22 protein-coding genes, 1 tRNA gene and 1 other RNA gene are annotated in these 25417 nt (G+C 66.7%); 14 read left to right on the top strand and 10 right to left on the bottom strand.

Annotation, left to right across the window (positions count from 1 at the left end; all coding sequences use genetic code 11):
• The first annotated feature begins 160 nt into the window (after positions 1–160).
• A complete protein-coding gene (gene eno, locus CMC5_RS40820) occupies positions 161–1438 on the top strand; it encodes a phosphopyruvate hydratase (protein ID WP_050435486.1) in 1278 nt (425 codons plus the stop codon).
• 631 nt (positions 1439–2069) lie between these two features.
• A complete protein-coding gene (locus CMC5_RS45555) occupies positions 2070–2489 on the top strand; it encodes a hypothetical protein (RefSeq protein ID WP_156339257.1) in 420 nt (139 codons plus the stop codon).
• A gap of 165 nt (positions 2490–2654) precedes the next feature.
• Here the strand turns inward: CMC5_RS45555 and CMC5_RS40810 are convergent, their stop codons facing one another.
• A complete protein-coding gene (locus CMC5_RS40810; RefSeq protein ID WP_050435483.1) occupies positions 2655–3446 on the bottom strand; it encodes a hypothetical protein in 792 nt (263 codons plus the stop codon).
• A gap of 228 nt (positions 3447–3674) precedes the next feature.
• Between CMC5_RS40810 and ffs the strand changes: the two genes are divergently transcribed.
• Positions 3675–3762: signal recognition particle sRNA small type (gene ffs / locus CMC5_RS41815), an RNA gene on the top strand.
• Between the two features lie 40 nt (positions 3763–3802).
• Here ffs and CMC5_RS40805 read toward each other — a convergent pair.
• Positions 3803–4270, bottom strand: coding sequence for a deoxycytidylate deaminase (locus CMC5_RS40805; RefSeq protein WP_082363318.1), 468 nt, complete (start codon positions 4268–4270; stop codon positions 3803–3805).
• Between the two features lie 128 nt (positions 4271–4398).
• Between CMC5_RS40805 and purD the strand changes: the two genes are divergently transcribed.
• The 4 genes from purD (at position 4399) to CMC5_RS40785 (ending at position 8059) form a co-directional block, all read left to right on the top strand.
• Positions 4399–5724, top strand: coding sequence for a phosphoribosylamine--glycine ligase (gene purD, locus CMC5_RS40800; protein WP_050435481.1), 1326 nt, complete (start codon positions 4399–4401; stop codon positions 5722–5724).
• Between the two features lie 31 nt (positions 5725–5755).
• Positions 5756–6214, top strand: coding sequence for a hypothetical protein (locus tag CMC5_RS40795; RefSeq protein WP_050435480.1), 459 nt, complete (start codon positions 5756–5758; stop codon positions 6212–6214).
• Between the two features lie 110 nt (positions 6215–6324).
• Positions 6325–7212 (top strand): FHA domain-containing protein, encoded by an 888-nt coding sequence (locus tag CMC5_RS40790; protein ID WP_050435479.1) that lies wholly within the window; start codon positions 6325–6327, stop codon positions 7210–7212.
• A gap of 4 nt (positions 7213–7216) precedes the next feature.
• The gene (locus CMC5_RS40785; protein WP_050435478.1) at positions 7217–8059 is read left to right on the top strand and encodes an FHA domain-containing protein; all 843 of its coding nucleotides are present in this window, start codon (positions 7217–7219) and stop codon (positions 8057–8059) included.
• Here the strand turns inward: CMC5_RS40785 and CMC5_RS49345 are convergent.
• The 5 genes from CMC5_RS49345 to CMC5_RS40765 form a co-directional block, all read right to left on the bottom strand.
• On the bottom strand, positions 7950–8582 hold the full coding sequence (locus CMC5_RS49345) for a DciA family protein (RefSeq protein ID WP_425394848.1): 633 nt from the start codon (positions 8580–8582) through the stop codon (positions 7950–7952). The genes CMC5_RS40785 and CMC5_RS49345 overlap by 110 nt on opposite strands.
• A 214-nt stretch (positions 8583–8796) precedes the next feature.
• On the bottom strand, positions 8797–9585 hold the full coding sequence (locus tag CMC5_RS40780; RefSeq protein ID WP_063796444.1) for a class I SAM-dependent methyltransferase: 789 nt from the start codon (positions 9583–9585) through the stop codon (positions 8797–8799).
• A 147-nt stretch (positions 9586–9732) separates the two neighbouring features.
• The gene (locus tag CMC5_RS40775) at positions 9733–10902 is read right to left on the bottom strand and encodes a ferritin-like domain-containing protein (protein WP_245678169.1); all 1170 of its coding nucleotides are present in this window, start codon (positions 10900–10902) and stop codon (positions 9733–9735) included.
• Positions 10903–10910: 8 nt separating this feature from the next.
• A complete protein-coding gene (locus CMC5_RS40770; protein ID WP_050435477.1) occupies positions 10911–11651 on the bottom strand; it encodes a MerR family transcriptional regulator in 741 nt (246 codons plus the stop codon).
• Positions 11651–12709 carry a ferredoxin--NADP reductase gene (locus CMC5_RS40765; protein WP_169796813.1) on the bottom strand — a complete coding sequence of 353 codons (1059 nt, stop codon included), beginning with the start codon at positions 12707–12709 and terminating at the stop codon, positions 11651–11653. The genes CMC5_RS40770 and CMC5_RS40765 overlap by 1 nt, the downstream gene beginning before the upstream one ends.
• A gap of 454 nt (positions 12710–13163) precedes the next feature.
• Between CMC5_RS40765 and CMC5_RS40760 the strand changes: the two genes are divergently transcribed.
• The 5 genes from CMC5_RS40760 (at position 13164) to CMC5_RS40740 (ending at position 18035) form a co-directional block, all read left to right on the top strand.
• Entirely contained in the window at positions 13164–13430 is a 267-nt protein-coding gene (locus tag CMC5_RS40760) for a hypothetical protein (RefSeq protein WP_156339255.1), read from the top strand.
• A gap of 141 nt (positions 13431–13571) precedes the next feature.
• The gene (locus CMC5_RS40755; protein ID WP_050435474.1) at positions 13572–14102 is read left to right on the top strand and encodes a J domain-containing protein; all 531 of its coding nucleotides are present in this window, start codon (positions 13572–13574) and stop codon (positions 14100–14102) included.
• A gap of 117 nt (positions 14103–14219) precedes the next feature.
• Positions 14220–14305 (top strand) — tRNA-Leu (locus CMC5_RS40750).
• A gap of 343 nt (positions 14306–14648) precedes the next feature.
• Positions 14649–15482, top strand: coding sequence for a class I SAM-dependent methyltransferase (locus CMC5_RS40745; protein WP_218920211.1), 834 nt, complete (start codon positions 14649–14651; stop codon positions 15480–15482).
• A 297-nt stretch (positions 15483–15779) separates the two neighbouring features.
• A complete protein-coding gene (locus CMC5_RS40740; protein ID WP_063796443.1) occupies positions 15780–18035 on the top strand; it encodes a lectin-like protein in 2256 nt (751 codons plus the stop codon).
• A gap of 62 nt (positions 18036–18097) precedes the next feature.
• On the opposite strand, the gene CMC5_RS40735 is transcribed toward CMC5_RS40740, so the two are convergent.
• On the bottom strand, positions 18098–19468 hold the full coding sequence (locus CMC5_RS40735) for a DUF2156 domain-containing protein (protein ID WP_050435471.1): 1371 nt from the start codon (positions 19466–19468) through the stop codon (positions 18098–18100).
• 86 nt (positions 19469–19554) lie between these two features.
• On the opposite strand from CMC5_RS40735, the gene CMC5_RS40730 reads away from it, so the two are divergent.
• The gene (locus tag CMC5_RS40730) at positions 19555–21009 is read left to right on the top strand and encodes a hypothetical protein (protein ID WP_156339254.1); all 1455 of its coding nucleotides are present in this window, start codon (positions 19555–19557) and stop codon (positions 21007–21009) included.
• 143 nt (positions 21010–21152) lie between these two features.
• Positions 21153–21836 carry a DUF7478 domain-containing protein gene (locus tag CMC5_RS40725; protein WP_156339253.1) on the top strand — a complete coding sequence of 228 codons (684 nt, stop codon included), beginning with the start codon at positions 21153–21155 and terminating at the stop codon, positions 21834–21836.
• Positions 21837–21884: 48 nt separating this feature from the next.
• Here the strand turns inward: CMC5_RS40725 and CMC5_RS43775 are convergent, their stop codons facing one another.
• Both CMC5_RS43775 and CMC5_RS40715 read right to left on the bottom strand, forming a co-directional pair.
• The gene (locus tag CMC5_RS43775) at positions 21885–23990 is read right to left on the bottom strand and encodes an oxygen-binding di-iron domain-containing protein (protein WP_156339252.1); all 2106 of its coding nucleotides are present in this window, start codon (positions 23988–23990) and stop codon (positions 21885–21887) included.
• A 220-nt stretch (positions 23991–24210) separates the two neighbouring features.
• Positions 24211–25326, bottom strand: a complete 1116-nt coding sequence (locus CMC5_RS40715; protein WP_050435467.1) for a Gfo/Idh/MocA family protein — start codon at positions 25324–25326, stop codon at positions 24211–24213.
• Positions 25327–25417: the final 91 nt, after the last annotated feature.

Below are 25417 nucleotides of genomic sequence, written 5' to 3'. Positions count from 1 at the left end.
CCTATGCTCCCGCACCCCGCGACCCGCCCGAGGCGGGTCTCACCATCGCGTGAGCGGGTCCTCGTCACCTTCGGGCGAGGGGGGATCGCGCGAGCGTCCCTCCTCCAGGGCGGGCGAGGGCATCGCGTCAGCGGGCCTTCGCGGCCCCAGGAGAGACATCATGTCGGAGATCCAGAGCGTCATTGCCCGAGAGGTCATCGACTCGCGTGGTAACCCCACGGTCGAGGCCGAGGTCGCCACGCTGAGCGGGTTCGGCCGCGCCGCCGTCCCGAGCGGGGCCTCGACGGGCGCGCACGAAGCCATCGAGCTCCGTGATGGCGACAAGGGGCGTTACCTGGGCAAGGGGGTGCTCACCGCCGTCCGCAACATCGAGACGAGCCTGGGGCCCGCGATCGTCGGGATGGATGCGCTGGACCAGGCCTCGGTCGATCAGGTGCTGCTCGGGGTCGATGGGACGCCGAACAAGTCGAAGATGGGGGCGAACGCCATCCTCGCCGTTTCCATGGCGGTGGCGCGGGCCGCTGCGGACACGGTGGAGCTGCCGCTCTGGCGCTACCTGGGCGGCGCACAGGCACGTGTACTGCCCACGCCGATGCTCAACATCCTCAATGGCGGCGTCCACGCGGACAGTGGCCTCGAGGTGCAGGAGTTCATGGTCATCCCCTACGCGGCTTCCTCCTTCGCGGAGTCGCTGCGCACGGGCGTCGAGATTTTTCATACCCTGAAGGGGCTGCTCAAGAAGGACGGGCAGGTCGTCGCCGTCGGTGATGAGGGTGGCTTCGCACCGCGTCTCCCGTCGAACCAGTCGGCGCTGGAGTACGTGGTGCGCGCGATCGAGGCGGCAGGCTACAAGCCCGGCGAGGAGGTGGGCATCGCGCTCGATGCGGCGCTCAGCGAGTTCTACGACCAGAAGACCGAGCGCTACACCTTCGACAAGGCGCCCCGGACCCGCGAGGAGATCGTGGACATCTACGCGGACCTCTGCGCCAAGTTCCCGATCGTGTCCATCGAGGATGGCTGCGCCGAGGGCGACCACGCCGGCTGGAAGCTGCTCACCGAGCGGCTCGGCAAGAAGGTGCAGCTCGTGGGCGATGATCTGTTCGTGACCAACCCGGAGCGCCTCGCACAGGGGATGGCTGATGGGCTGGCGAACGCGATCCTCATCAAGCTGAACCAGATCGGTTCCGTCTCCGAGACGCTGGAGTGCATCCGGCAAGCTTCGGAGGGGGGATATCGTTCGGTCATCTCCCATCGTTCGGGCGAGACGGAGGATACCTTCATCGCCGATCTCGCGGTGGGGACCAACGCCGGCCAGATCAAGACGGGCTCGGCGTCGCGCTCCGACCGCACGGCAAAGTACAACCAGCTGCTCCGGATTGCGCACACCCTTGGCGACGGCGCACTCTTCGCGGGCCGCGCTCCGTACCGGCGGCGCTGAGCAGCCCTGTGTGGCCAGGGCTTCCGGTTCGAGCAATCGGTTGCGCAAACTGCGCATCCTGGTTGCCAACCGGACCCTGGTCGGACTCTTCTTTCAGTCCTCATGCTTGCTGGCGTCGGCGCCTACGTGGCGGTTCACGCCTCGGGTAGCGCCGCGGTCGAGCACGATGCTCCTTCCCGTGGCGCGCCTGCCGCACCCTCGAGCCTTGCGTTGGTCGGACGGTCTGCCTCTTGCAATCCGCCGTCGGTGACGCGGTTCGATCGGACCCGGATGTCCCGCTGCGTCGTCGATGACCGTCCGAACAGGCGAGGTTCGCCCCATGCGCTGCTTCCCCCTCCTCTTCTCCGTGGTTGCTTTGACGAGTTGGTCCCTGGGCCGCGAGGCCTGGGCTGAGCCGCCACCTCCTTCGTCCTCTCTTCAGCGAGACTCCGCAGACGAAGCCCGTGCCGAGGCGGACGTGGCGGGCGTGGCGGGCGTGGCTGGCGAGGCAGAGGCCTGGAAGAGTCGTCGCTTCTATGTTGGCGTGGCCGGTGGTTTTGTCTGGGCAACCGCAGAGCATCCGCAGGTCCTGCGATCGAGCTTCTCCGCCTTCTCTCTCGGTCTGCACGCAGGGTACCGACCGGTTCGTTACATGTCGGTCGGGCTCGAGTTCATGGCGTTCGAAAAGTACATGCGGCGGACCGATGGGGGAGGTGATCTGTTCGCGCCAGCGAGTTCGCTGGAACCACAGGCCGGGTGCCAGACCTGTGAGCCAGCGAAGCCTGGCGGCAAGCTGATGGCCATCTCGGCGTCCTTCGTGACTGTGGGTCCCCGGGTGGAGTTCACGCCCTTCGGAGAGGATGGGCTCTATGTGGGGGCGATGGGGGGCGCGGCCATGGTGCAAGGCCTCGATGGGTCCGCAGGGCTCGGTGGGGCCGTCCGGGCTGGGTTCCGTCTGCGGCCAGTCCCCGCTGTCACCTTGGGACTGGAGGGAGGGCTCCAGGCGCAGACCTTCAAGGGAGGGTCGGTCGTCGCGCCGTTTGCGTCACTGATTTTGCGGCCGTATTTCTGAGTGGGCGCCGCTGCGCAAGCCGTTGCGCAATCTTCCGCTCCTCAACCTCAGGCTTCACCTCCGTGTCTGCCGGGGAGTCGTGCCGATCGGTGGTCGAGCGTGCGTGTCCGAGTTGTCCACAGGCTGTGGATAAGTTGTGCGTGGGCTGGGGGAAGGTGGTGACGATCAGGCCTGCAGAGAGCGATGGAGGCCGATCTGCTCGGTGATCTCCTCGTGGAAGGCCTTGAACGTGGACTCGTCTGGCCAGGGGGGGGCGTTGCTCAGGAGACCTTTCGCGCCTCCGAGGTCGCCTTCATCGATGGCGATGACGGCAGCGGCATACCGCATGGCCCAGTACACGAGAGGGCTGACTTCTCCGGCTCGACTCAGCAGCTCTCGGTCTCCCGGCACACTCTGATGGGCGAAGGCGCGCGCCAGGGCGGCGGCCGCAGCGCGGAGGCTGAGGATCCGGTGGCGGAGCGTCCCACCCACCTCGGGCAGCGGCAGGCGCTCCAGGCGGCGCGCATGAACGAGCGCGCTGTCCAGGTCGCCTTCGAATGCATCGAGCAGGGTCTCCAGGAAGAGGCGGTGCTCGAGAGCCGCTTCCCAGGCAGGGCCTCGCTCGGCCAGCGCCAAGGCCCCGCGCGCCTTGGCGACCCAGCCGCACACTGTGAAGGCGGTCGCAGTCATCAGCGGCGCCATCGTGGCAGGGTGAGGGGCGCGTCGAAGCGCTGGAGACCAGCGGTCGAGCAACGCCCGCACGTCGCCGGAGCGGAGCACGCGTATGAGCCGTTTGCGGGCGAGCCACCGCACGCTGGCCAGGGCGAGGACCAGCCCCAGCGCCGTGCCCACGACCAGCGGTTCTCGCCAGGTGAAACGCAGGAGGGCGGCGGCGAGCGCAGCAGAGGCGATGAAGAGGAGGAGGCGGAACAGGCGCTCCCCCTGGTTTGCGCCCGCGTCATTGTTGAACGGATCCAAGACGTTCCTAACGTAAGGGTTGACGGCAATGAAGCAAGCCTCGTGCGCGCTCGTCCCATTGCGCGTTTCTGGGCTCAGGTGTCTGCCTTGGGGGGGTTGCCCACGCCGGGTCGTCTGGGGAGGGGTCATCTGGAGCGCTCGGGTGGGGTCGACGGGAGGTGGAAGGCCTCGACAGGACACCGACCATGGGCTAGAAGGGTGAAGCGTCAGTTCATGACGCCAGGACCTCATGGGTCCGCCGACAGCGCGCCGCGAACCCCGCCAGGCCCGGAAGGGAGCAACGGTAACGGAAAGCGAGTGTGGCGGGCCCTTTGCCTTTTGTCTGGGCTCACGCGGATCCGCGGACCGAGCCGGCTTCAGGCAGAGGGGCCCGCTTCGGGAGGGGGACTGGCTTCAGGCTGAGGGAGGGGGACGAGTTCGATGCCGAGCTGGGTGGCGAAGCGGAAAATGCGCTCTTCCCGGTAGAATTCGCCGAAGACGATCCTGGTGAGACCGGCGTTGGCGATCATCTTGAAGCACCCCCAGCAAGGGGAAGCGGTCACGTAGATCGTGGCGCCCTCCAGGCGGACACCATTTCGCGCGGCCTGGATGATGGCGTTGGCCTCGGCGTGGATGGTGCGCACGCAGTGGCCGTCCTCCATGAGGTGGCCTTCTTCGTCGCAGTGGGGTAGCCCGCGCAGCGAGCCGTTGTACCCGGTGGCCAGGATGATCTTGTCGCGCACGATCACGGCGCCCACGTGCTTGCGATCGCAGGTTGCGCGCGAGGCGACGTCCTCGGCGATCTTCATGAAATACTCGTCCCACGACACGCGATGTCGCTTCATGGTTCCCTCCGACCGACGGGCGGCGGTTCTACCACAGCGTCCGCGGCGCAAGCGCCCCACGACCCTCGGGAGGTCGTGCGCTCCGCAAGCTCTCCCGCCCGGTCGGGTCACGTGGTAGCGGCCCTCGGGTGAGTTCCAGTCATGGCCACAGGTCCGGTCGTCGTGTCCTCGTGTTCGGCTCCGGGGCACGCGAGCATGCGCTGGCGCGCGCCCTCGCGCGCTCGCCGTCGGTGCATGAGGTGCTCGTGGCGCCGGGAAATGCAGGGGTCGCCACGGAGCGAGCGACGGGATTCGCGCCGCTCCGTCGTGTGGCCATCACCTCCCTCGAACCCGCCGAGATGGTGCGGTTGGCTCGGGCGGAGGGCGTGGACTTGGTCGTCGTCGGGCCCGAGGCGCCGCTGTGCGAGGGGGCCGCGGATGCGCTCGCCACCGCAGGTGTGCTCACGTTCGGGCCCAGTCGCGAGGCGGCTCGTCTGGAGGCGTCCAAGGTCTTCTTGAAAGAGTTCGCCTCTCGTCACGGGATTCCCACGGCCGCTTACCGTGTGGCGCGCAGCTATGACGAAGCGGAAGCCATCCTCCGGGCGCGAGGCGCTCCGGTCGTGATCAAGGCGGATGGGCTCTGCGCTGGCAAGGGCGTGGTCGTGGCGGCCACGCTGGACGAGGCACTCGCCGCCGCGCGGGCAGCGCTGGTGGAGCGCCGCTTCGGCGCCGCTGGGGATGCCGTGATCATCGAGGACGTTCTGCCAGGGGAGGAGGCGAGCTTGCACGTCATCACCGACGGCGAAGCGTTCTGTGTGCTTCCTGTGGCGCGCGACCACAAACGAATCTTCGATGGTGATCGGGGGCCGAACACGGGGGGGATGGGCGCCTTCGCGCCGAGCCATCGGATCGCGCCGGACCTCGTGGCGCGCATCGAGGCCGAGATCCTCAGGCCGACCCTGGACGGGATGCGTGCAGAAGGGAGGCCCTTTCGTGGGGTGCTGTTCGCGGGGGTGATGATCTCACCGGCGGGGGATCCGATGCTCCTCGAGCACAACGTCCGGTTCGGGGATCCAGAGTGCGAGGTGCTCATGGAGCTGCTGGACGGCGACGTGGCCGAGCTGCTCGCTTCCGCTGCTTCCGGCGCGCTCCGGAAGGAAGTGGCGCGGCTGGTGGAGGGACGTCATGCGCTCACGGTGGTCCTGGCGGCGCGAGGGTACCCAGGTGCAGTGAAGACGGGTGACGCCATCGAGGGCCTGGAGGCGGCCGCCGCCCTGGAAGGGGTGGTGGTGCACCACGCGAGCACGGCCGAGCAGGACGGCGTGATCGTGACCGCTGGCGGCAGGGTGCTCGCCGTCACGGCGTCGGGAAGCTCTCTGGACGAAGCGCGCGAGCGCGCCTACCACGCGGCAGGGCTGATCGCGTTCGATGGTCGACAGCTTCGACACGACATCGGCGTAGACCAAGTCACTTGACCCGACCCCCACCTGCGGGTGACGACGAGGCATGCAGCCCATCGTTGACCTCGCCCCTGGAGCCGAGGACAACCTCCTGGCCGTCCGGCTCGGGGAGCTCATCCGCGACAATCTCGCCCGCCATCCATCGCGACGCGCCCAGCTCCGGGCATTCAGGGCGTCGGTCCTGGTCGTCGCCCAGGACAGCGGGGTCTCCCTGACCATGCGCTTCGACCACGGGCGCCTCACGATCCACGATGGCGCCATCGGCGTCCCGACGATCACCTTCTGCGGTGACGAAGAAGTGCTGCTGAGGCTGCCCCAGGTCGCCTTCCATCGCCGGGTCGCGGTCCCCGTGCTCGGCGTGCGACACCCACACGGGGCCGCACCGTTGCGACAGATGCTGGCGCAGCTCGTCCGCGGCGATCTCAAAATCTATGGCCTCCTGGCCCATCCGCGGCTGGTCCTTGCACTCCTCCATCTTGTGTCGCGACCCAGCGTCGACGGATAATCGCCATCGCGTGATTCCAAGGGCCGAGTGGTGTGGGTTGCACCACCCAGCCAAAGCGGTCTGAGCAGTGTCTTTTGACGGCCTCTCGGCCGGTTTGGTATGGCTGCAACATGGGCATCCGGCTGCGCTACCTCGCCCACGATCTCGAGGTGCCGTACGGCGAGTTCGTCATAGGACGGAGCGCGGACTGCCAGCTCTCGCTCGATGATCCGCTCGTGTCGCGTCGGCACGGCCTGCTCACGGTCTCCGACAAAGGGGTGACCATCGAGGATCTCGGGAGCAGGAACGGCGTCTTCGTCAATGGGGTCCGGATCACGGGCAAGAAGTCCCTCGCCGACCAGGATCGGATCACCATCGGCAGCCAGGAGATGAACCTGCTCGGGACCGTGGAACTCGCGGTCAGCCCGAACAAGACGGGCAATGCCTGGGCGCGGCAGACCCAGAACGCTCGGACGGTCGACATCGTCGAGCCGCTGGACGGCGACGGCGACGATGACGAAGAAGACGACGGCACCACCGCCATCGCCTCGCGGCGCCTGCTCCACGAGACCCCCTCCCACCCCGACAAGCGCGTGAATGCGCTCAGTCTCATCGGAGGGGTGGCGGACAAGGCCCTGGCGCTCGGGCGCGTGGACGAAGCGGAGCGCATTCTTCATCGCTCCCTCACCGACATCCTGGTCCGTGCACGCATGGGCGCCGAGGTGCAGCCCGAACTGGCCGCCAAGGCATGCACCTACGCGGCTCGCCTGGCGAGCGCGACCAGCCGCGGTGCGTGGGTCGACTACATCTTCGAGCTGAACACTCGGCTAGGATTGCTGCTGCCTGGTCCTCTCGTCGACGATCTGTACACGGTCCTGCGGAAGGTGAAATCTGTCGATATGACGATCCTGCGTGGGTATCTGAAGCGCATCCGGGAAAGGGCTGACGAGCGCTCACCCGCAGAGCGCTTCATCCTGCAGCGGATCGAGGGGCTGGAGCGCCTTGGCGCGCTGAAGTGACCGCATGACGTTTCGCCTTCGCTATCAAGCCCATGATTTCGAGCTCCCCGAGGGTACGTTCCTGATCGGGCGTAGCGGCGAGTGTCAGCTTTCGCTCGACGACCCGCTGGTGTCGCGCAAGCACGCGGCGCTCCAGGTGCGGGCGCAGGGGGTCGTCGTCGAGGATCTGGAGAGCCGCAACGGCGTGTACGTGAACGGCTTGCGGATCACGGTCCAGAAAGAGGTCGCCGACGGGGACAAGATCACCATCGGGAGCCAGGAGATGCTGCTCTACGGTGGTGAGGAGCTGCATCCGGACGGGATGGGCATCGACTTCCGGCGTGCTACGCAGACGCTCGGCGCGATGGCGCTCAACGACATGCGGAAGATCGCCGACGAGCCCACGGAGTTCGGTGGCAGCGGCGACGGCGGCTCGAAGGGGTTCCAGTCGCTCAAGCTGCTCTCGAACCTGGCTGACAAAGCGCTCGGGCTGGGACGCGCCGACGAGGCGGAGCGCATCCTCCAGACCATCCTGCTCGACATCCTCAACCGCGCACGAGCGAACGTCCCTCTGGAGATGCCAGCAGCGGAACTCGCCACCCGGTACGCAGCGCGTCTGGCAGGGGCCACCGGAAAGTCGAGCTGGGTGAACTACAGCTTCGAGCTGTACTCGATCGCCCGGCGTCCCTTGCCTGCGCCGGTGATCGACGAGCTGTACACGGTGGTGCGCAAGGTGAAGGCGCCGGACCTCGGCCCACTCAGGGCTTATCTCGACGAATTGCGGCGTCTGGCGCCTTCTTTCGGGCCGGCCGAGCGCTTTCTGGTGCAACGGATCGAGGGACTCGAGCGGCTGGTGGCGCTGAAGTAGGGACTTCGAGCGGCTCCGTCGGCGGTCTCCTGGGGGGGCCTGCCGGAGCGATCTCCTGGGCGTCGGGTCGTCCTGGCCAGGCCTCCCGTGGAGCCATGCCTGGGAGTTCTCGGACCTTTCTTCGGGCCTCTGCGCGGCGTGCCTCCGCGGCGTTGAGCATCTGCCAGCCGAGGTTCCGCGAGGCCGCCCGAGCGATCGCTGCGCGCAGGTCTTGATCGTCGACCTGGTTGAGCTGCTGCTTCAGCTCGAGTGGCAAGGGGACTTCGGGGGGCTCGGTGCGCACCTCGTCCCGCCAGGGTGGCCGATCAGGTGGGTCCACCCGACCCACCCGGAAGCGCAGGGAGTGAACCCTGAAACCGCGAGAACGTAGCTGTGCGGCGATGGTATCCCCGAGCAATGCCAGCTCCTGGGACCATGTCGCGCTGGCGGCCTTCACCAGCAGCACGCCGCGCTCGAGCTTCAGCGGGCGTGCTCGCGCAGCGATGCGGCTCCCGACGGCCGCCTCCCAGTCCCGGTACGACATGGGCGCCGCGTCGACGTGCTCCGGCGGCCGCATGTGCTTTTCCCGCTGGATCAGCGATCCCAGACGCTCCACTACTCCGCGGCGACGGGCCACGATGGCAGGCTAGCAGCAGCTGTGTGTTGTGCGCACCTTCTCGGAGGTGCTGCGCCGCGCGGCAACGTGCAGCCGTCCAGCGCGTGCAGCACAGCCGTCGGCCCGTTCGGTGGCGCAGCGATCAGGCGACGCCTGGGTGTGCTCCCTCGCACCCCTTGGGCCAGAGGCCTGCGCCCTCCACCAGCTCGAGGAGCCGCCGGTTGCGAGCGCGGACCATGTCACCGACCGCCATGTGCAGGTGCGGGTCGAGCAGCTCCGGGCGGATGTTCTGGCGCTTCTTCAGCATGAAGCCGTGCTCGATGAGGAACCGAAGTCCCCAGCGACGCACCATCCCGTGCTGGGGGATGACGACGGCTTCGAGGTGGTCGACGTCGTAGGCGTCCGCGTAGTAGGCAGCGACCTCTTCGGGAGCGATCGAAAAGGGGGCTGACGGGAGAACGGGATCGTATTCGATCGTGTTCAGGAGCTGCTGGGCGCCCACGGGGGTCAGCCGGTCGACCGCGCGAATGTAGTTCAGACGCATCTCGAGCGGCATCGCGACGAGTGCGGCGCGATCGTACACGAGGTCGATGGGACCCACATCCTCGGGGGTGAGGTCCATGAAGTCGGCGCACAGGATGGTGAGGCGATCGCTCTCGAACCGGCTACCGTTTTGTACGTAGTCCAGCCCGTTGTCCTCGAAGAACTGCAGGATGGCCTTCTCGACGAGCTCGACCCCGATCACGTGCCGGGCGAACTGCCGGTAATAGAGCATGTCGTTGGTCTTGCCGCAGAGCGGCACGAGCACGCGAGACCCTACGAAGCGCTCACCGGGTGTGTGTGTCTCGACGAAAGGGTGGATGTCCCTGCGATGGAAGGAGGTGTGAAACCCGCCGCGTTCCCAAGAGTCGAACCAGAACTCCGCTTGCATCCTCGCGCTCCTGGGCGTGCCACAGGACGCGGGACGCCACCTGGTGGCAGCATCGCTCGTCTTCGCGTCAGGATCGAGATCCTGCCGCGGCCTGGTCGTGACTTTGCTCCTACCCTGGACCCCGGTGGGTGCGAGCGTGCGAGCCCTTCACGACAGGAGTTGCGCGGCGGTGAGTTTGTCAGCCGCAGCCCCTTCGAAGTACCGCATCAGCCCAGCCTCTTCGTAACGTGGCATCACGCGCGGTGTGAGCAGCCCGATCTCTCGCAGGTTGGGCACGAGGCGCGAGAACATGATCGTACGGAAGTGCGTCATCCCAGGGGTCTTGCTCACGAACGCGCGCCAGTTCGCGCGGGACAGGCGTCCCTCGAAGTGCTCCTCGAAGAGCTCGTAGGCGGCGAACCGGTTGCGCATGAGCAGTGCGACCTCGAACGCCCAGTCCTCACGCTCGTGTCGCTCACGCTCCGTCAGGTGCTTCGTGAAATGCTCGCGCAGCGCACACACACCGTAGTGAACGTGGCGTGCTTCATCCTGGATCACCATCTTCAAGAGTTCCTTCAGGAGAGGCTCTTTCGTCTGACGGTACAGGGTGCCGAAGGCCCCGAGCGCGAGCCCCTCCACCATGATCTGCATACCGAGAAACTTCATGTCCCAGCGGCTGTCGGTCATGAGGGAATCGATGATCACGAACAGGTTGTCGTTGATCTGGTAGAGCTTGTTCATCTTGGTATCGAGGTAGCGGTTGAAGACCTCGACGTGACGACCCTCATCCATCACCTGGGTCGCGCCGTAGAGTTTCCCGTCGAAGAACTGCACGGCTTCGGTCACCTGAGCTGCGGCGAACAGCGCGCCCTGTTCACCGTGAAGGAACTGGCTGAGCAGCCAGACGGTCATCGAATACTGGACCTCCCGCTTTTCTTTCTCGGAGACCTTGACGCCGTACTCCTCGAGCAGGTGCAGATCGAGGAACTCTTCGGGCAGCAAAGGCACCTCGGGGTTCATCGGATCCACATCGATGTTCCAGGGCAGCGTGTCACCGTTCCACTGTCCCTCCTTGGCGCGTCGGTACAGATCCGCCATCTCTGGTTGATCGCTCGGGTAGCGCCAGTCGAAGTGAGCGCTGTGCGAGGCGGCCATCTGCGTGGGGACTCCTTGCTTCCCCCGATGCAGGAAGATCCCTCTCACCCCCGAAGGCCCGAGCGCTGCGAGGACGCGCGGGTCTCGGATGTGGAGGAGAAGATCGAGCGCTTCCAGGTAAGCGTCGAGCTGACTGCGCATTCTGGGAGGGAGGAGATTCGTCAGGCGTGCGGTGTCGATCATGGCGGTCCTCAGAGCGTGGGGAGGGCGTTCCGAGCGCGTGCGATGTGGTATCGCGCGATGAAAGCGTTGATCCGGGGCAGGGCCAGCTCGACCAGTGAGGCCACGCGCGCAGCCGGGAGATGCGCCAGCCTGGAGACGAGGAGCTGCATCTCTTCCCGAACCATCGCGGTGACTGCAGCCTCGTAGAAGGCGAGATCGCGCGTCTGGAACCCCAGCGCTCGCGTGAACCCTGCCCGTCGGAGGTCAGCCCACATTTCCAGGAGCCAGGCGTCGTCGTGCGCGATCAACGTCCGCCCGTCAGCCGCTGTGACCGTGGCCAGGAGCCCGACCTCCACCATCCCCTCCAGATCCTCGGACTCCAGCCCGAGCCTATCGAGCAGTTCGCCCGCGTCCTCCGTGGCCAGCGTCTCTTTCCGTGGCTGCAGCGCCGGTCCCAGGTGGGCTTGCACGTCGCGCAGGAGCGAGAGCTGCGCCTCGCTGAACTCCTCGTCTCGCTGCTCGAGGATCGCCCGTATCGCCTTCAAGGGCAGGAAGCGTTCGTGCTGGAGCTTCCGCACGAAGAGGATCCGTTCGACGTGCTCGTCTCCGTAGTAGGCCATGTTGCGGCCTGTCTTGTGCCCCTCGGGCACCAGCCCTTGCTGGATGTAGAAGTGGACCACCTGTCGGGGCAGCCCCGTCTTCTCGCAGAGGTCCTTCATCTTGTAGGGGAAGCGCTGCCGGTCCAGCGTGTCCTCGACCGTCGTGTCCATCACGGCACCTCGACCGTGACGGCGCTCGTCGCCCTCGACGCACAGGCGAGAACGAACCCACGCGCTCGCTCTTCCGAGCTCAAGCAATTCGGCTCCTCCATCTCCACGCTTCCGAGCACGAGCCTCACCTTGCACGCGCCGCAACCTCCCACGGCGCACGAGAAAGGCATCGCGACGCCTGCGCCGAGTCCTGCTTCGAGGAGGGTCTGTCCTGCGCTTGCGACCACCGTCCGCCCTTGCCCACGCCCGCCCAGGGTGAGTGGCTGAGGGGCGCTCGCCGTGGTGGAGCCTGCGCTCTGGCCTGGTGAGCTGGATGAGGCGGGTGACGTGAGCTGACCGGGAGAGGCGAAGCGCTCCTCGTGGATCCGGGAGGCTGGTACACGGAGGGCGCGCAGCGCGTCTCGGACCACCGCCATCAGTCCTTCCGGCCCGCAGACGAAGAACTCTGGCGGCTCCAGCGTCTCGTCGATCGCTCCTGCGAGCCCCTCCAGCTCCGCTGTGCATCCTTCGACGTCCAGCCGCCCGAGCCCGCCCTGCCACCCCTCGGGAGCAGACTCCAGCACGTGACGCACCGTGAACCGGCCGGAGTACGTCTCCTCGAGCGACTCGAGCGCAGCGCGGAAAATGATCTCATCCCAGGAGCGATTGGCGAAGAGCAGCCGCACCGTGCTCGCTGGCTCTCGCGCGAGAACGCTCTGCGCCATGGAGAACAGCGGCGTGATACCGCTCCCTCCGCCGATCAAGACCAGGTCCCGACGCCGCGCCGCGTCCGGAGATACGGTGAAGTTCCCCGAAGGGCCCAGGACACCCAGCAGATCTCCTGGACGCGCCTGGGTAACGAGGAGGCTCGACACACGCCCGTTCGGGACCCGCTTCACAGTGACGGCGACCCCTCCCGTCGGTTCGTCGAGTCCTGAGCAGATGGAGTAAGCCCGCCGCAGCGTCTCCCCCTCGAGCTCGACGAGGAGCGTCAGGAACTGTCCTGGAAGGAAAACGAACGGGGACCCCTCTGGATCCACCAGGTGCAGCGTCACGGCCTCTTCCGTTTCACGGATCACGCGCTCGATCCGGACCGTGCGGGGCGTCAGGAGCGCTCGTCGTGGCAGCCCCATCGCCAGATGTCGAGCCAGCGGGACGCGCCATTCAAAGGAGGTTCTTGGTCGACCGAGGACATCGTTCGCCACGGTCGACAGGTCCCGCCGGAAGGTGTCGAGGCGGGCACTCACCGAAGGCCAGGGGGCCATGAAGGGCCATGGGGACATGTCTCCAGCGCTAGAGAGCGCGCTGAAAAGCGTCAAGTGTCACTCAACACTAGTTGATTGTTTCTGTTGTGAGCGCAATGTTCCTGTTCGGCTCGCAGGCACGGAGTGACGGCCAGAACCGGCGTCGGGTCCCAGCAACCGCATCGGGTCGCTGAAGAGCGGGCGCTCGAACGGCCGTGGCTGAACGCCATCCGGGGGAGGCCCCGCTACCGCTTGCCCCTCTGGCGATTAGGTTCGCTGGGAGGAGCCCATGAGAGAGCAGATGATGCAGATGTCGACCGTCGGGATGGCAAACGCGGTGGCGGGGGAGCGGGTCGTCAAGGTCACGGGCAGCTCGTCCCACCTCCTCGACGGTGATCCTCAGCAGCAGGATCCCCGCTACGACGGCCACGCCCTGCCCGCGTTGCTCCACGAGGGCTGGCGCATCAAGCTGGGCATTCCTTTCAGTGGCGGAGTTTATCTGGTGCTGGAAGGACACCCGGCTCCTCCTCCGGCACCCGTCACCGCAGGCGCTTGAGCCAGCGTCCTCGTCGTCAGCAGTCTGACGCTCGCCGATCCGCCGCGACGGCAGCGCTGATCTCTGTTCATGGGCGCGTTCGGGGCCTGACGGGCGCTATGCTCGCGCTGCCGAGCCCTCTCCGTACGCCTCGCTGACAGCATGACGAGCCTCCCGCCCGGACACCTCTCGATCACCACCACCAAGCGCCGCCGCTATCTCTGGTGTGCGTGGTGGACGGGGGCACCTACACGCGAGCCATTCCGGAAGCCCGATGCCTTTGCTGGCGGCGCCCGAACCCTGGAAGAGGCCCGACGGGCCGCCGAGCGTGCTGCTGGCCGCCCCCTCGACGACATCGAACCCCTCTGGGCCGGCGCATGGGTCCGCCTTCAGGCTGGCCTCCCGCCTTTTCCCAGCAAGAAGCCCAAGCGCCCCCGCCCCGAACAGCCTCCGCCTGGCCAGTCCCAGCAGCGGCGCCGTCCCGATCGACCACCCGGCATCCCTTCCCGGACGAGCCCGTTCACCCTGCTCGGCCTCGCGCCGACGGCTCCCCTGGCCGAGATCAAGCGAGCCTTCCGCCGCCTCGCCCTGGTCACTCACCCTGATCAAGGCGGTGATTCTGCAGCCTTCATGCGAGCGCGCTGGGCTTATGAAGAAGCCCTGGCGACCCGACGAGAGCTCTCGGGCGGATGACCTCGGCCCGCCGGATTCCGCCTCCACTCGACCGATGGTTGCAAGCAGGCCATCGCTTGGACTAGGGTGCAGCGTGCAAAGGCCCCGGCTCCAGCCAGGACCTGCGCAGCAGTGCAAGCCGAAGTGGCGGAATGGCAAACGCGGCGGATTCAAAATCCGCTATCCGAAAGGGTTTGTGGGTTCGAGTCCCACCTTCGGTACCACGTCGAGATCGCTGGCCGCCCCAGCGATTCATGACCAGGCCCCCTGGTTGATTTCGAGGCGAGGCTGAACCGAGTTTGCCCTGGGTAAAGGGCGAGCGGCAGCGGAACTCGAACGCAGCTCCCGAGGGCGGCTCAGGTCCTCGTCATCGCGCCGCCTCGACGGGCATGAAACGGCGTCGACGGGCGCCGGTGCTCCTCGTGGATGCCCTCCTCGACAAGGGGTTGTGACGCGGACAGGGCACCTCGCAGGAGATCCTGGAATCGCATTTGCGCGATCCTCCCTCGCTGCTCAGGCTACCGCGCAATGAGCATCGAGCCGGCACGCTCGACGCAAAGGGGGGACATGGCAACGATCGACAGCTCGCGGCGTGCGGAACGGGATCGGCTTGTGGCGGGCGCGTCGATTCAGGACGGCCGGAGAGAAGAAACGACCATTGCGCTGCTGGACCCCATTGGAGAGGAATACCGGCGCGCATTCTCCTTGTTCCTCGCGCATACCGATCAGAAGGACGTGGCTCGCGTCCACCTGACCGACGTGGTCGCCCAGCTCCCCGAGCACCACGTCTTTCTGGACGTCGGTGCTGGGAGTGGCCGCATCACGCGGTGGTTCACGGAGAGCTTCGAGCAGACCATCGCGATTGAACCCAGTCCACACATGCGAGAGCAGCTCGCGCAGGCGTGCCCCACGGCCAGAATCATCCCGGATACCATCATGAATGCAGAGCCGGGCGTGCGCGCAGACTTCGTCCTTTGCTCTCATAGCTTCTACTATGTTCCTGCGGATCGCTGGGCGACGCACTTGCGTCGGATGCTCGGCTGGCTGTCGGACGGTGGGGAGATGGTTCTCATCCTGCAGAACCCACGAAGTGATTGCATGGAGATGGTGCACCATTTCAGCGGACAGCGGATCGATATTGGCGAACTCGTCCAACTCGTTCACGGTGAGCCGGATGGTGCGGACTACTCGGTCCGGCTGGAGACGCTCCCGTCCTTGATCGAGACGCCCGATGTCGGGACCGCCATAACGATCGCCGAGTTCATCGTCAACCTGATCCCCCTGGACGAGCCGCCTCCTTATCAGGAAGTGAGAGACTACGTGCAGCGCCACTTCGCCGATCCCTCGGACAGGTGCCGGCTCACGTGTTCCCAAGACTTCGTCCGGATCCGGCGGCGCTAGAGCGAAGGACGGCTCGGCGTCCTCGATGGCAGCTCGACGCGACGCCTCGTCTCCACACCCCTCGGTGACCTCGTCTTACGCTCCTCGGTGAAGGTGCGCGCCTTCGTGATGAGGACGTCCATCCAGCCCTCGCTGCGACGCCTGGACAGGCCAGCCTTCCCTTGACAGCTGACGACGAAACCGAGAACTGTGCTGCGCCTCGACGCGGTTGGAGAGGGGGTAGCTGCCGTCTCGACTCGACCCTCGTCAGCGGCTCGGACTGACGCTGCATCTGCATGCAGCTGCTGGAGGTCTCCCATGGTGCTCGATGCGTTGATTGGCCGCTCCTGCGAGGGCATGGGCGGAAGCGCGGCGTCTCTGCGCGGAGGCTTTCTCGGCGCGCTCTTCGCGGTTCTGGCTGGAGGGTGTCTCGGCGCGCCTGTGGAGGTGGACAGCGAGGAGGTCGGTGCCGAGAGAGACGAGGACATCCTCGACGCGGACGGCCAGGCCCTCGCGCCGCGCGACTCCTGGGCGGCCAGGGTGGCTCGGATTCAGCAGCGCGACCTCCAGCGGAATGTTCCGCTGAATGAGTGGCAGCGGATCGGCACGCACAACTCGCATGTCAGTACGAACTACCGAAAGGACGGGGACCGGCAGTCGTACTACGCACGCGCAAACCAGCACGCGAGCATCAGAGAGCAGCTCGACATGGGCGTCCGCACGCTGATGCTGGACGTCTACGACAACGACTCGCCGACCCTCTTCGGCGACTGCACGTTCGGCTGGAAGGTTTGCTTCAGTCACGCGGGAGAAGCGTTCAGCCAGTGGAGCATCGCGATCGAGGACGAGATCGCCACCTGGATCAATGCACCGGAGAATCAGAACGAAGTGCTCCTGATCCTGCTCGAGGACTACTTCGACAACGGTGACGACAACAAGCAGCAGTTCTTCGCGGAGCTATTGCGTCGCTTCGATCGAGACTACTGGCCCGGCGTGAACGTTCCCGGTCACCTCACCACGGGGGATCTCATCTTCCGGCCCGTCGACAAGCAGAGCCTCTTCCCCGAACGCTGGCCGACGACGGCAGAACTCGCGATGCTGGGCAAGCGAATCATGATCGCCGTCAAGGACCGAAGCCGGTTCAACCTGGGCGATGGAATGGGAGGCCTCATGTCCGACTGGTTCTTCAGGCCGGGCAATCAGGCGGGCGCCGACGCCGTCCAGCTTCCGGGCTACGATGCGAATTTCGCTCCGCAGTTCAGGGGAAATGCGTGCGGTTCCGCCCGTCTCACGAATGGTAGCGGCAGCCCGACGCCCTTGCCCTTCTGGTTCACGCAGTTCGAAGAGCTGAAGATCTGCGACCACTTCGAGCTCTGCTCCTTCCCGTACGACGCCTCGATCTTCACCCAGCGCATCGACGTCCGAGGTGTCGTGGAGTGCGGCTTCAGCGTCGCCGTGGATCATGTCGAGGCGGATCCTGGGCGCACCGGAAAGGGCTACGACTACTACTCGTACACGATGAAGCAGGCCATCTGGAGCTTCGGCGAGGGCGAACCCAATGACGCTGGAGGCAACGAGGATTGCGCGGAAATGCGCGCTGATGGCCGCTGGAATGACGTCCCGTGCACCGGTTCGCGCCGGTTCGCTTGCAAGCGCTCCGGTGCAATGTGCAGCCCCGCCTCCTGCTCCTCCGACTTCTGGATGGTGACCTCGGGCGCCGGTGCATGGTCCGGCGGCTTCGATGCGTGTCCGCAGGGGTACGAGTTCGTCCCGCCCGTGAACGGCTACGAAAACAAGAAGCTACGTGAGCGCGCCGGAGGCGTCCCGGTATGGCTCAACTTCACCGATCGCCAGGTCGAAGGCCGCTGGCAGATTGCCCCGTATCAGAGCTGGGGCGCCGGGGAGCCCAGCAATGCGGGTGGCGGGGAGCACTGTGCTTCGGTGCTCGCGAACGGGACGTGGAACGATCTCCCGTGCAATGCGACGCGCCACACCGCATGTCAGAGGTCGGGCGTCGACTGCGGTCCGCTGGGCTGCCCCGACGATTTCTGGGTCATCTCCTCGACCACCGGGACCTGGGGAGCCTCGGACTGTCCTGCTGGGTACGTGTTCCGCGCCCCCCGGAATGGCTGGGAAAACGACAAGCTGCAGCAGACCCTCGATGGCGGTCCGACCGTCTGGGTGAATCTCAGCGACGCTCACGAAGAGGGACTCTGGGAGGCCGTGTGGAGCGGCTCCTTCAGTGCCTGGAATGCCGGAGAGCCCAACAACCACGCGGGCGCTGAGCATTGCGCGGAGATGACGGGCGAGGGGACCTGGAATGATCGCTCCTGCAGCGAGTCATTGCCTCACGCCTGCTGGAAGGTGGGGAGCGTCTGCACATCGGCAGGCTGCCCGAGCGACGCATGGAGGCTGGGGGGCTCGGGGCCGAGCGGCACTTTGGCTTGCCCTGCTGGTCACACATTTGGTGTGCCCCGGAGCCGCGTCGAGAACGCGAGGCTGAAGCAGGTGGCTGGAGGGCAGCGCGTCTGGCTGAACTTCAGCGATGCGGTCGTGGAGGGGCGCTGGCGATGATGGAGGCGTACCGGAGCTGAGCTGCGGGGGTGACGACGGCGCTCCTCTGCGCTCCAACTCCATCAGAGCCGCGCGCGGCGGATGGCTTGCCACAGGAGCAGCGCAGCAAGCCAGGGTGCCGCCACCGCAACCGTGATGACGAGGGCGTCCACCATCCCGCTCGCACGACCCATGTTCCAGAGAAGCGCCTGCGCGAGGGTGAGCACCGCATCGCCGGTCACCGCCGACGCGATCAGCAGGGCGAGCGACCTGCGGAAACGTCGCATCAGCGAGAAGAGGCCGATGGCCACCATCACATCGAAGGCGACCCAGGCCCAGCGCACGCCAGGGGTCGGGAAGTAGGGCCTCGCCAGAGGCAGAGCGAGCAGCACCGTCCATGGAACCAGCAGCAGCGCCATCAAGCGGATGACGATGCCGGGCGCCCGGATCAGCGTCAGCAAACCGAAGCGCACCAGGCCGCCCTGAGCGAAGGCGCGCAACACATCCAGCGTGGTCAGGAGGCTGTTCTGTTGCTGGGGGAAGGAAAGAAAGATGGGGACCCAGGCGTGGGGCCTCAGCTTCGCCTTGAAGGCGTGCAGACCGTGAAAGTCGTATAGCCCCGAGCCGAGCTTGCGGGCGGCGCGGAGCCACGGCGACACGTCGCCCGAGAGCGGCGCGAGGCCGAGCGTGGCGAACTCGCTCCCTGCACGGCAGAACCTGCGCATGGCGTCGTCGACCAGAAGCTCGATGGCTCCATTGGGAGCGCCGGAATTGCGGAGCAGATCCTCGATGAGCCAGCCATTGCGCGCGTACACGGGCACCGCTGCGAGCAGACCGACGAGCGCGCCGTCGAGCTCGGCGACGAGACAGAGGCGCTCCTCGGGCAGTGTGGACAGGTCGAGCTGCACCAGGAAGCCCATCGGCGCCATGTCTCGCCCCTCCAGCCACTGACTGGCGAGCGCTGCGACCCCCTGGCCCAGCGGCGTCGCGGGATCGGCGACCTCGGTGGAGGAAACTTGCCGGACGCGCACACCTTTGGCACGGGCGCGTCGGAGCTGCTCACGCAGGCTGCGGCTGGAGCGCAGACTCTTCGCCTCCCAGGCCGCAGGGTCCCACACGGGCTGCTCCCCCATCTGCAGCGAGACCAGCGGTACCTCGCCAGCGAATCGCGTCTCGGTCGCGAAGAAGCACGCCCGACGGCCCTGGGCCCGAGCTGCTGCGATGAAGTGCTCTGTCACGGCGAGGCGCCGCTCGGTCGAGGCGAGCGGTGCCCCAGCCGCGACCCATGCTCCCCCGGTGTCGACATACGCCACGCAGGCATCGTCGCCATCGAACCAGTACGAAAATCCGCCCTCGAGGACCTGGGGAGACGTCGCGTTCCAGCCGTGACGTCGCAGCAGGGATGCCGCACGCACCCGTGGAGAGTCGGGCGGTTCTTCGTGCGCGTGAGCCATGCGATCGCTGCCTCATACCAGAGAAAGCACGATCTGCGCCGTGCTCCACCGTTTCCTGCCCAGGAGACGGCGGTAGGTTGCTTCACATGGCCTACCCTCGATTGCTTTCTGGATCTGCGTTGACGCTTCGCCTCCTCTGCCTTGGCTCTGCCGTACTCGGCGTTGCGGCGTGCGGAGGGGAGAGTGAAGGGCCTGCCCCTGAAGAAGCCGGGCCCCTCACCGGGACCGCAGTCGACACCTACCTGCATGATGGACAAGAGATTCATCAGCCGAGAACAGACCTCACCCTCGCCGTGCTCGTTCCGGGGGACGGCGAGAGGTTCGACTCGATTCCTGTCACCATCGACGGCGAAGGAAACTTCGTTGCAGAAGACATCCCCGAGGGAGATCTCTATCTGGAGGTCACCCCCGCGGGCGGCTCCTCGACGTACCTCGTCGGCTCGGCCCGCTCCTTCGACCTGGGAACGCGCTTTCTGCGCAGGCCTGACGCCGTTTCCGCAACGAGTGAGACGCCTCTGCTCCTCACGGCGACCGGTCTGAACCCCGTACAAGGAGGCGACAACGTGCAGATCTACTCGCCTGGGTCTGGCACGCTAGGACACTGGGGATTCTACGAAGAGGACATCGGCGCCACCGCCGTGGCCGACCTCATGACCGACGTCACCTATTTCCTCGTGCCGAATCTGGTCGAGGGCACCAAAGGGGACGAAGCTCACCTCACCCAGAATGCCCTGAGCATCAGCGATGGCGTCGAGGTGATCTCCACCCGCAGAGCCTTCAAAGCCGCATCCATCACGCAGGTGAACGGAGAGGCGATGACGATCGAGGGAACCTTCGAAGAGCTGCCCCAGCAACCTCACCAGGTGGACTGGAAACGAGCGCAATTTGCATCCCTCGCGGAAGCCGCTCACCCGGAAGCCACCGTCAGCGCCCACGTCGCCGATGTCACCGCCGAGGTGGCGCCTGGACTCAGATCGTTGACCCCGAGCCTCGCGACTGCGTACACCACGGACCCGAGCGACGGGACCGTCGATCTCGCGTTCGGCGATCCCTATGGCTGGGGACACCTCGTCGGGGCGAGCGTGTCCTATGATCTCTCCGTGAGCCTGCCCGGCTTCGCCAGCCCGAAGCTGCTTTTCGGCTACGCTTCGAGCTTCGATTACAGAGATGACTGGTCATCGCTCGACCTCGCGCCTCGGCTCGGTCCGCCCACCCATGTTCGGATCAATGACCAGGACTCCACCGCGTCTCTCACGGGCGTCGGCCTGACGCCGACCATCTCCTGGAGCGCGCCGGAGCTGGGTGAGCCGACCACGTATCGGCTCACGGTGCGCTTGCTCCTCAGAGAGGGGACGAGCCGTATCGTTGCGACCCTCCTCACCGCCTCGACGCAGGTCCGGCTTCCGCCTGGTGTCCTCGAAATGGGCGAATACTATTATGTGCAGGTCGCGAGCGAACGTGGCTCCCAACCGACCTCCCCGTACGCGATGGCGAATTCATCCGATATGGCCATGGCCATCGCGAACGCCTTCACGCCCTGACGCCCGTCCCCGGTGGTCGGCGCGATGTCGAACTCGTTCCGTCACCTCTCTCGTCCTTTCTGAACGCATCTCGCCTTGAATCAAAGGGGCAACGACCACGCTCGCCGGGTGCCTTCTCACGCGCGTGCATTAGACTCACGCGCGTGAATCATCAATCCTCCATTCAATGGTCGTCCGTGGGCACATCGGCGGCCCTGCTCCTCGCTGCTGCCTGCTCGGCCAGCAGCGACCCGTCGGATCCCATCTCTTCCAATGACGGCAGCGTCACGGCCATGTGCTATTCGACCTGCACGACCGCTACCGATTGCGTCGAGGCCAATGCGCCGCCTCTGTTCGACGCCGACAACTTCGCCTGCAACCAGGGCCGCTGCGAGAACCTCGGCTGCAAGACGACGGCAGAGTGTACGGCCACGTTCGGCAGCCAGAACTTCGTCTGTGCGCAGGTGCCCGGGTCGTCCTACCGCGCTTGTTACGAGACCTGTACGACGGCAGCCGATTGCGTCGAGGCCAATGCGCCGCCCCTGTTCGACGCCGACAACTTCGCCTGCAACCAGGGCCGCTGCGAGAACCTGGGCTGCAAGACGACGGCGGAGTGTACGGCCACGTTCGGCAGCCAGAACTTCGTCTGTGAACAGGTCTCTGGCGAGACGTACCGCGCCTGTTACCAGACCTGCAAGGCAGCGGCGGATTGCGTCGCGCCCAACGCTCCGTCGCTGTTCGACGCCGACAACTACGCTTGCGACCAGGGGCGCTGCGTGGAGACAGGGTGCAACACGACGGCGGAATGTACCTCGACCTTGAAGGTACAGAACGTCGTCTGTGAGTAGTCGCCCGAGAGGGACCCGTCCGCGCGCTGCCCCCGTCGCCCTGCGACGTCAGCCGCCCGTCAGCATCGCCTCGCCAGCGTCCTCGGCGCCCTCGATGCGGAGCGCGGGGCTCGGCAGCTCCAGCTGCTCGCAGGCGTAGATCACCTCGAGCTGGATGGGGTTCACTACCTCGGGCGGCTCCCCCCGGGTCAGCGCCTCCACGACGGTTCCCAGTGTCCAGCGGCCCATGGCGCGGACCTCCACCTCGTCCCCCGTCACCGTCGCCGTATCGCGCAGGTCCTCCACCTCTGCGAGCCGCGCATCGACCTCGTCTCCCATCACCAGCCGTGCCGTGTAGAGCACCCGGCGCAGCACGCTCGTCCACGCCGCCATCGCGTCGGGCCCGTCGCCCACCTCGTCGATCGTGTCGAGGCCGACCGGGAGCCGCTCCAGGCGCTCCAGGAACTTCACCATCATCGCGCCACGCAGGAGACGGCCGTGCTGTGGGGCGATGATCTCCACCGGCGGATCGAGCCGGCGAATGCTGCGCACGGCCATGGCCAGCGCGCGGCTCGCGGGCATGTACATCTGATGGAAGGCCCGCACCCCGCCCCAGTCGCTCTCGTCGGCCCACAGCCCCTCGGCGCCCGCTGGCGTCAGACCACCGAGCAGGTCACCCGTGAACAGCACGCGGGTCTCCGGATCGTAGAGCGCCACGGCTCCGCGGAAGTGACAGAAGGGCGTGGGGACGGGCAGGATCTTGTGGCCGGTGTGCAGCGTGATCCCGGCCGGATGGCGATCCGTGTCCACGAAGCGCTCGCGCGGGAGGTTCTGGTGCACGATGAGCCGCCACGTCGACTCCGAGCACATGATCGCGGCCTTGGGAGCATGCCGCGCGCTGATGGCCGCTGCCGACGACCCGACATCGGGATCCTGGTGGTTGATGAACATCGCCGACAGCCGGCCCATCCCACCGATCAGCGCGTTGATCTTCGCGGAGACCACCGCGTAGTCGGAGCTCGAACCGGGATCGATGAGCAGGTGATGGGGCGGCGTCCCTTCGGCCCCGCGGTAGACACGCAGGTACGGGTTCGCATGGAAGATCGCCCCCGGATCGCGCTTGCCGACCCAGTACGTATCCTTCGCGATCTCGACCGCGTGGGTGTTGTTCACCGTCGACAGGGTCGAGCGGGGCGGCGTCGAGACGCGCACGGGCGCTGCCGTGGTCCGCGCGACCTGCGACACATGCGTCGCGGTCCGGTGCACCCGCACCGACGCCGGCGCGCCGGCACGCCACAGCGGATGGTCGGGAGAGTCCTTCAGCACCTCCTCGATCGCTGTCCGCATCTCCAGCGCGCTCTGCCAGCGGTTGGCCGGCGAAGGCGCCAGCGCGCGGGCCACGATGTCCACCACGGGTCGTGGCAGCCCTGGGGCCACCTCGTCGAGCGAAGGCGCTGGCCGTGTGGCCGCGAGGTGGAAGCTCGGGTGACCATCCTCGTCCTCGTGGAGCTGCTTGCCCGACAGCAGCGAGAACATCGTCGCTCCGAGCGCCCACAGATCGCTGCGCGCATCGACCTGGAACCACTGCCCGCGCGCCTGCTCGGGGGCCATGTAGCCAGGAGTGCCCATGGTGTAGCCGAAGCGGGTCCCCCTGTGCTTCTGGCGCTGCGGCATCTCCTTGACCCGGGCGAGCCCGAAATCCAGCACCTTCACCGCCCCATCGTTGGTCAGGAAGATGTTGTCCGGCTTGATGTCGCGGTGAAGGATCCCCTTCTGGTGCGCCGCTGCCAGGACGTCGAGCACGGCAGAGGCCGCGGCGAGCACCTCACCAGGGGTGAGCTTGCCACCCTGGGACCCGGCCCGCTCCCCGAGGGTCTGACCCTCCAGGAGCTCCATCACGAGGTAGACCTCGTTCTCGTCGGTGGTGTCGTCGTCGAGCACCAGCACGGCCCCGGGGTGGCCGACCGCGTTCGACGCGTATCCCTCCTGGAGGAAGCGCTCGCGCACCTCGCTCAGCGCGGCCAGCTCCGGGTCGAGGACCTTGATGGCGGCCCGGCTACCGTTCCGGTGGGTCGCCGCGTACACGCAGGCCACGCCCCCGATACCGAGCACCGTATCGAGCCGCCACTTCTCCTTGAGCTGCTTGCCGATGCGCGCCTCGACGCGTCGGCGCAAGCTATCGTCCTCTGCGCTCACGTGCTCCCTGATTTCACCACGACTCGCGCCTGCGCGAATCGCACGATCGCGTGAACATGTCAACCAGCGCGCCTCCTGTACGGCGCGCGCATGTCGAGGTTTTCCCAGGTTCCAGGGGGCGTGATCGTCCGAGCGCGAGATGACGCTGCGGGCCGTGCGCTCGCGGCCGAGCGCTCCTCATCGAGGACGCGACGAACGATCACATCGAGGGGGAGGGGGCCTTGACGGGCTCCGGCGGTTCGATGGCGGGCTTGTGGATCTCCTGCACCATGCTCGGGCGCTGGCTCCGCTCGAAGGGCGGCAGCTTCACGGGACGACCCGTCTCGGCCGAGCGCAGGATGGCCTCGAAGACGCGCACGTCGGCCAGCCCCTCGTGGCCGGAGGGCTCGGGCTCTTTCCCCTCCAGGATGCATTGCGAGAAGTAAACGATCTGCGGCCCGAACTGATCGCGCCTCTCGAACGACGTCTCCGTGGACTCGTCGCCGACCGTCAGGTGATGAACCAGCGCCTCCGTGTACCCGTAAGCCGGCTCCACGCGCAGGTCTCCCTTGGTGCCGACGATGCGGTAGGCGCTGGTTCCGGCGAGCCCTTGGCTCACCACGAACTGCGCGATCCGATCCCCGGGGAACCGCATCACCGCCATGGTCGTCTCGTCCACATCGCGTGACCGCTCGTCCCGCCCCTTCAGGGCGTAGGCATAGACCTCCTCCGGCTCGGCGCGGAACAGGGTGCGCGCGGCATTCACGCAGTAGGGGCCCATGTCGTAGAGCACCCCTCCTCCCAGCTCGCTGTGGGTGCGGATGTCGTCGGCCCGCACTTGCTGGGTGAACACCGAGCTGAAGACGCGCACCTCACCGATCTCCCCCGACTGCGCGATCGCCACGGCGCGGAGATTTGCCTCCTCGAAATGAAGGCGATACGCGATCATCAACCTGACCTTGGCCGCCTCCGTGGCCTTGATCATCGCCTCGCAGTCCTCGACCCCGATCGCCATCGGCTTCTCGCAGAGCACGTGCACGCCCGACCTGGCAGCACGCTCGGTGTACTCCCGGTGCAGGTTGTTGGGCAGCGCGATGTACACCGCGTCGACCTCCCCGCTCTCGAGGATGGTCTCGTAGTCCTCGTAGTCCCCGATGAGTTCGATACCGTGCCGCGCCCCGAGCGCCTCCCGCTTGTCCTCGTCGCCCGTGATCAACGCGACGAGCTCGGAGTTCTCCGTCGCGTTCTCGAAGGCCGGGAGGATGGCCACCTGAGCGAGATTGCCGGCGCCCACCACGGCATAGCGAACCTTACGCTGATCTCCTGATCTGGACATGCTTCCTCCGGCCGCTGCGGTGCGGCTCACCGCGGCACGTCGATGCGACAGCGACAAATCTGGCCGTGAAGAGCGTCCCGTCAACGGTGGA

The organism is Chondromyces crocatus (assembly GCF_001189295.1).
GTDB lineage: Bacteria > Myxococcota_A > Polyangia > Polyangiales > Polyangiaceae > Chondromyces > Chondromyces crocatus.
Note: the sequence above shows the minus strand (reverse complement) of the source record. Positions and strands in the feature narration are given on the sequence as shown.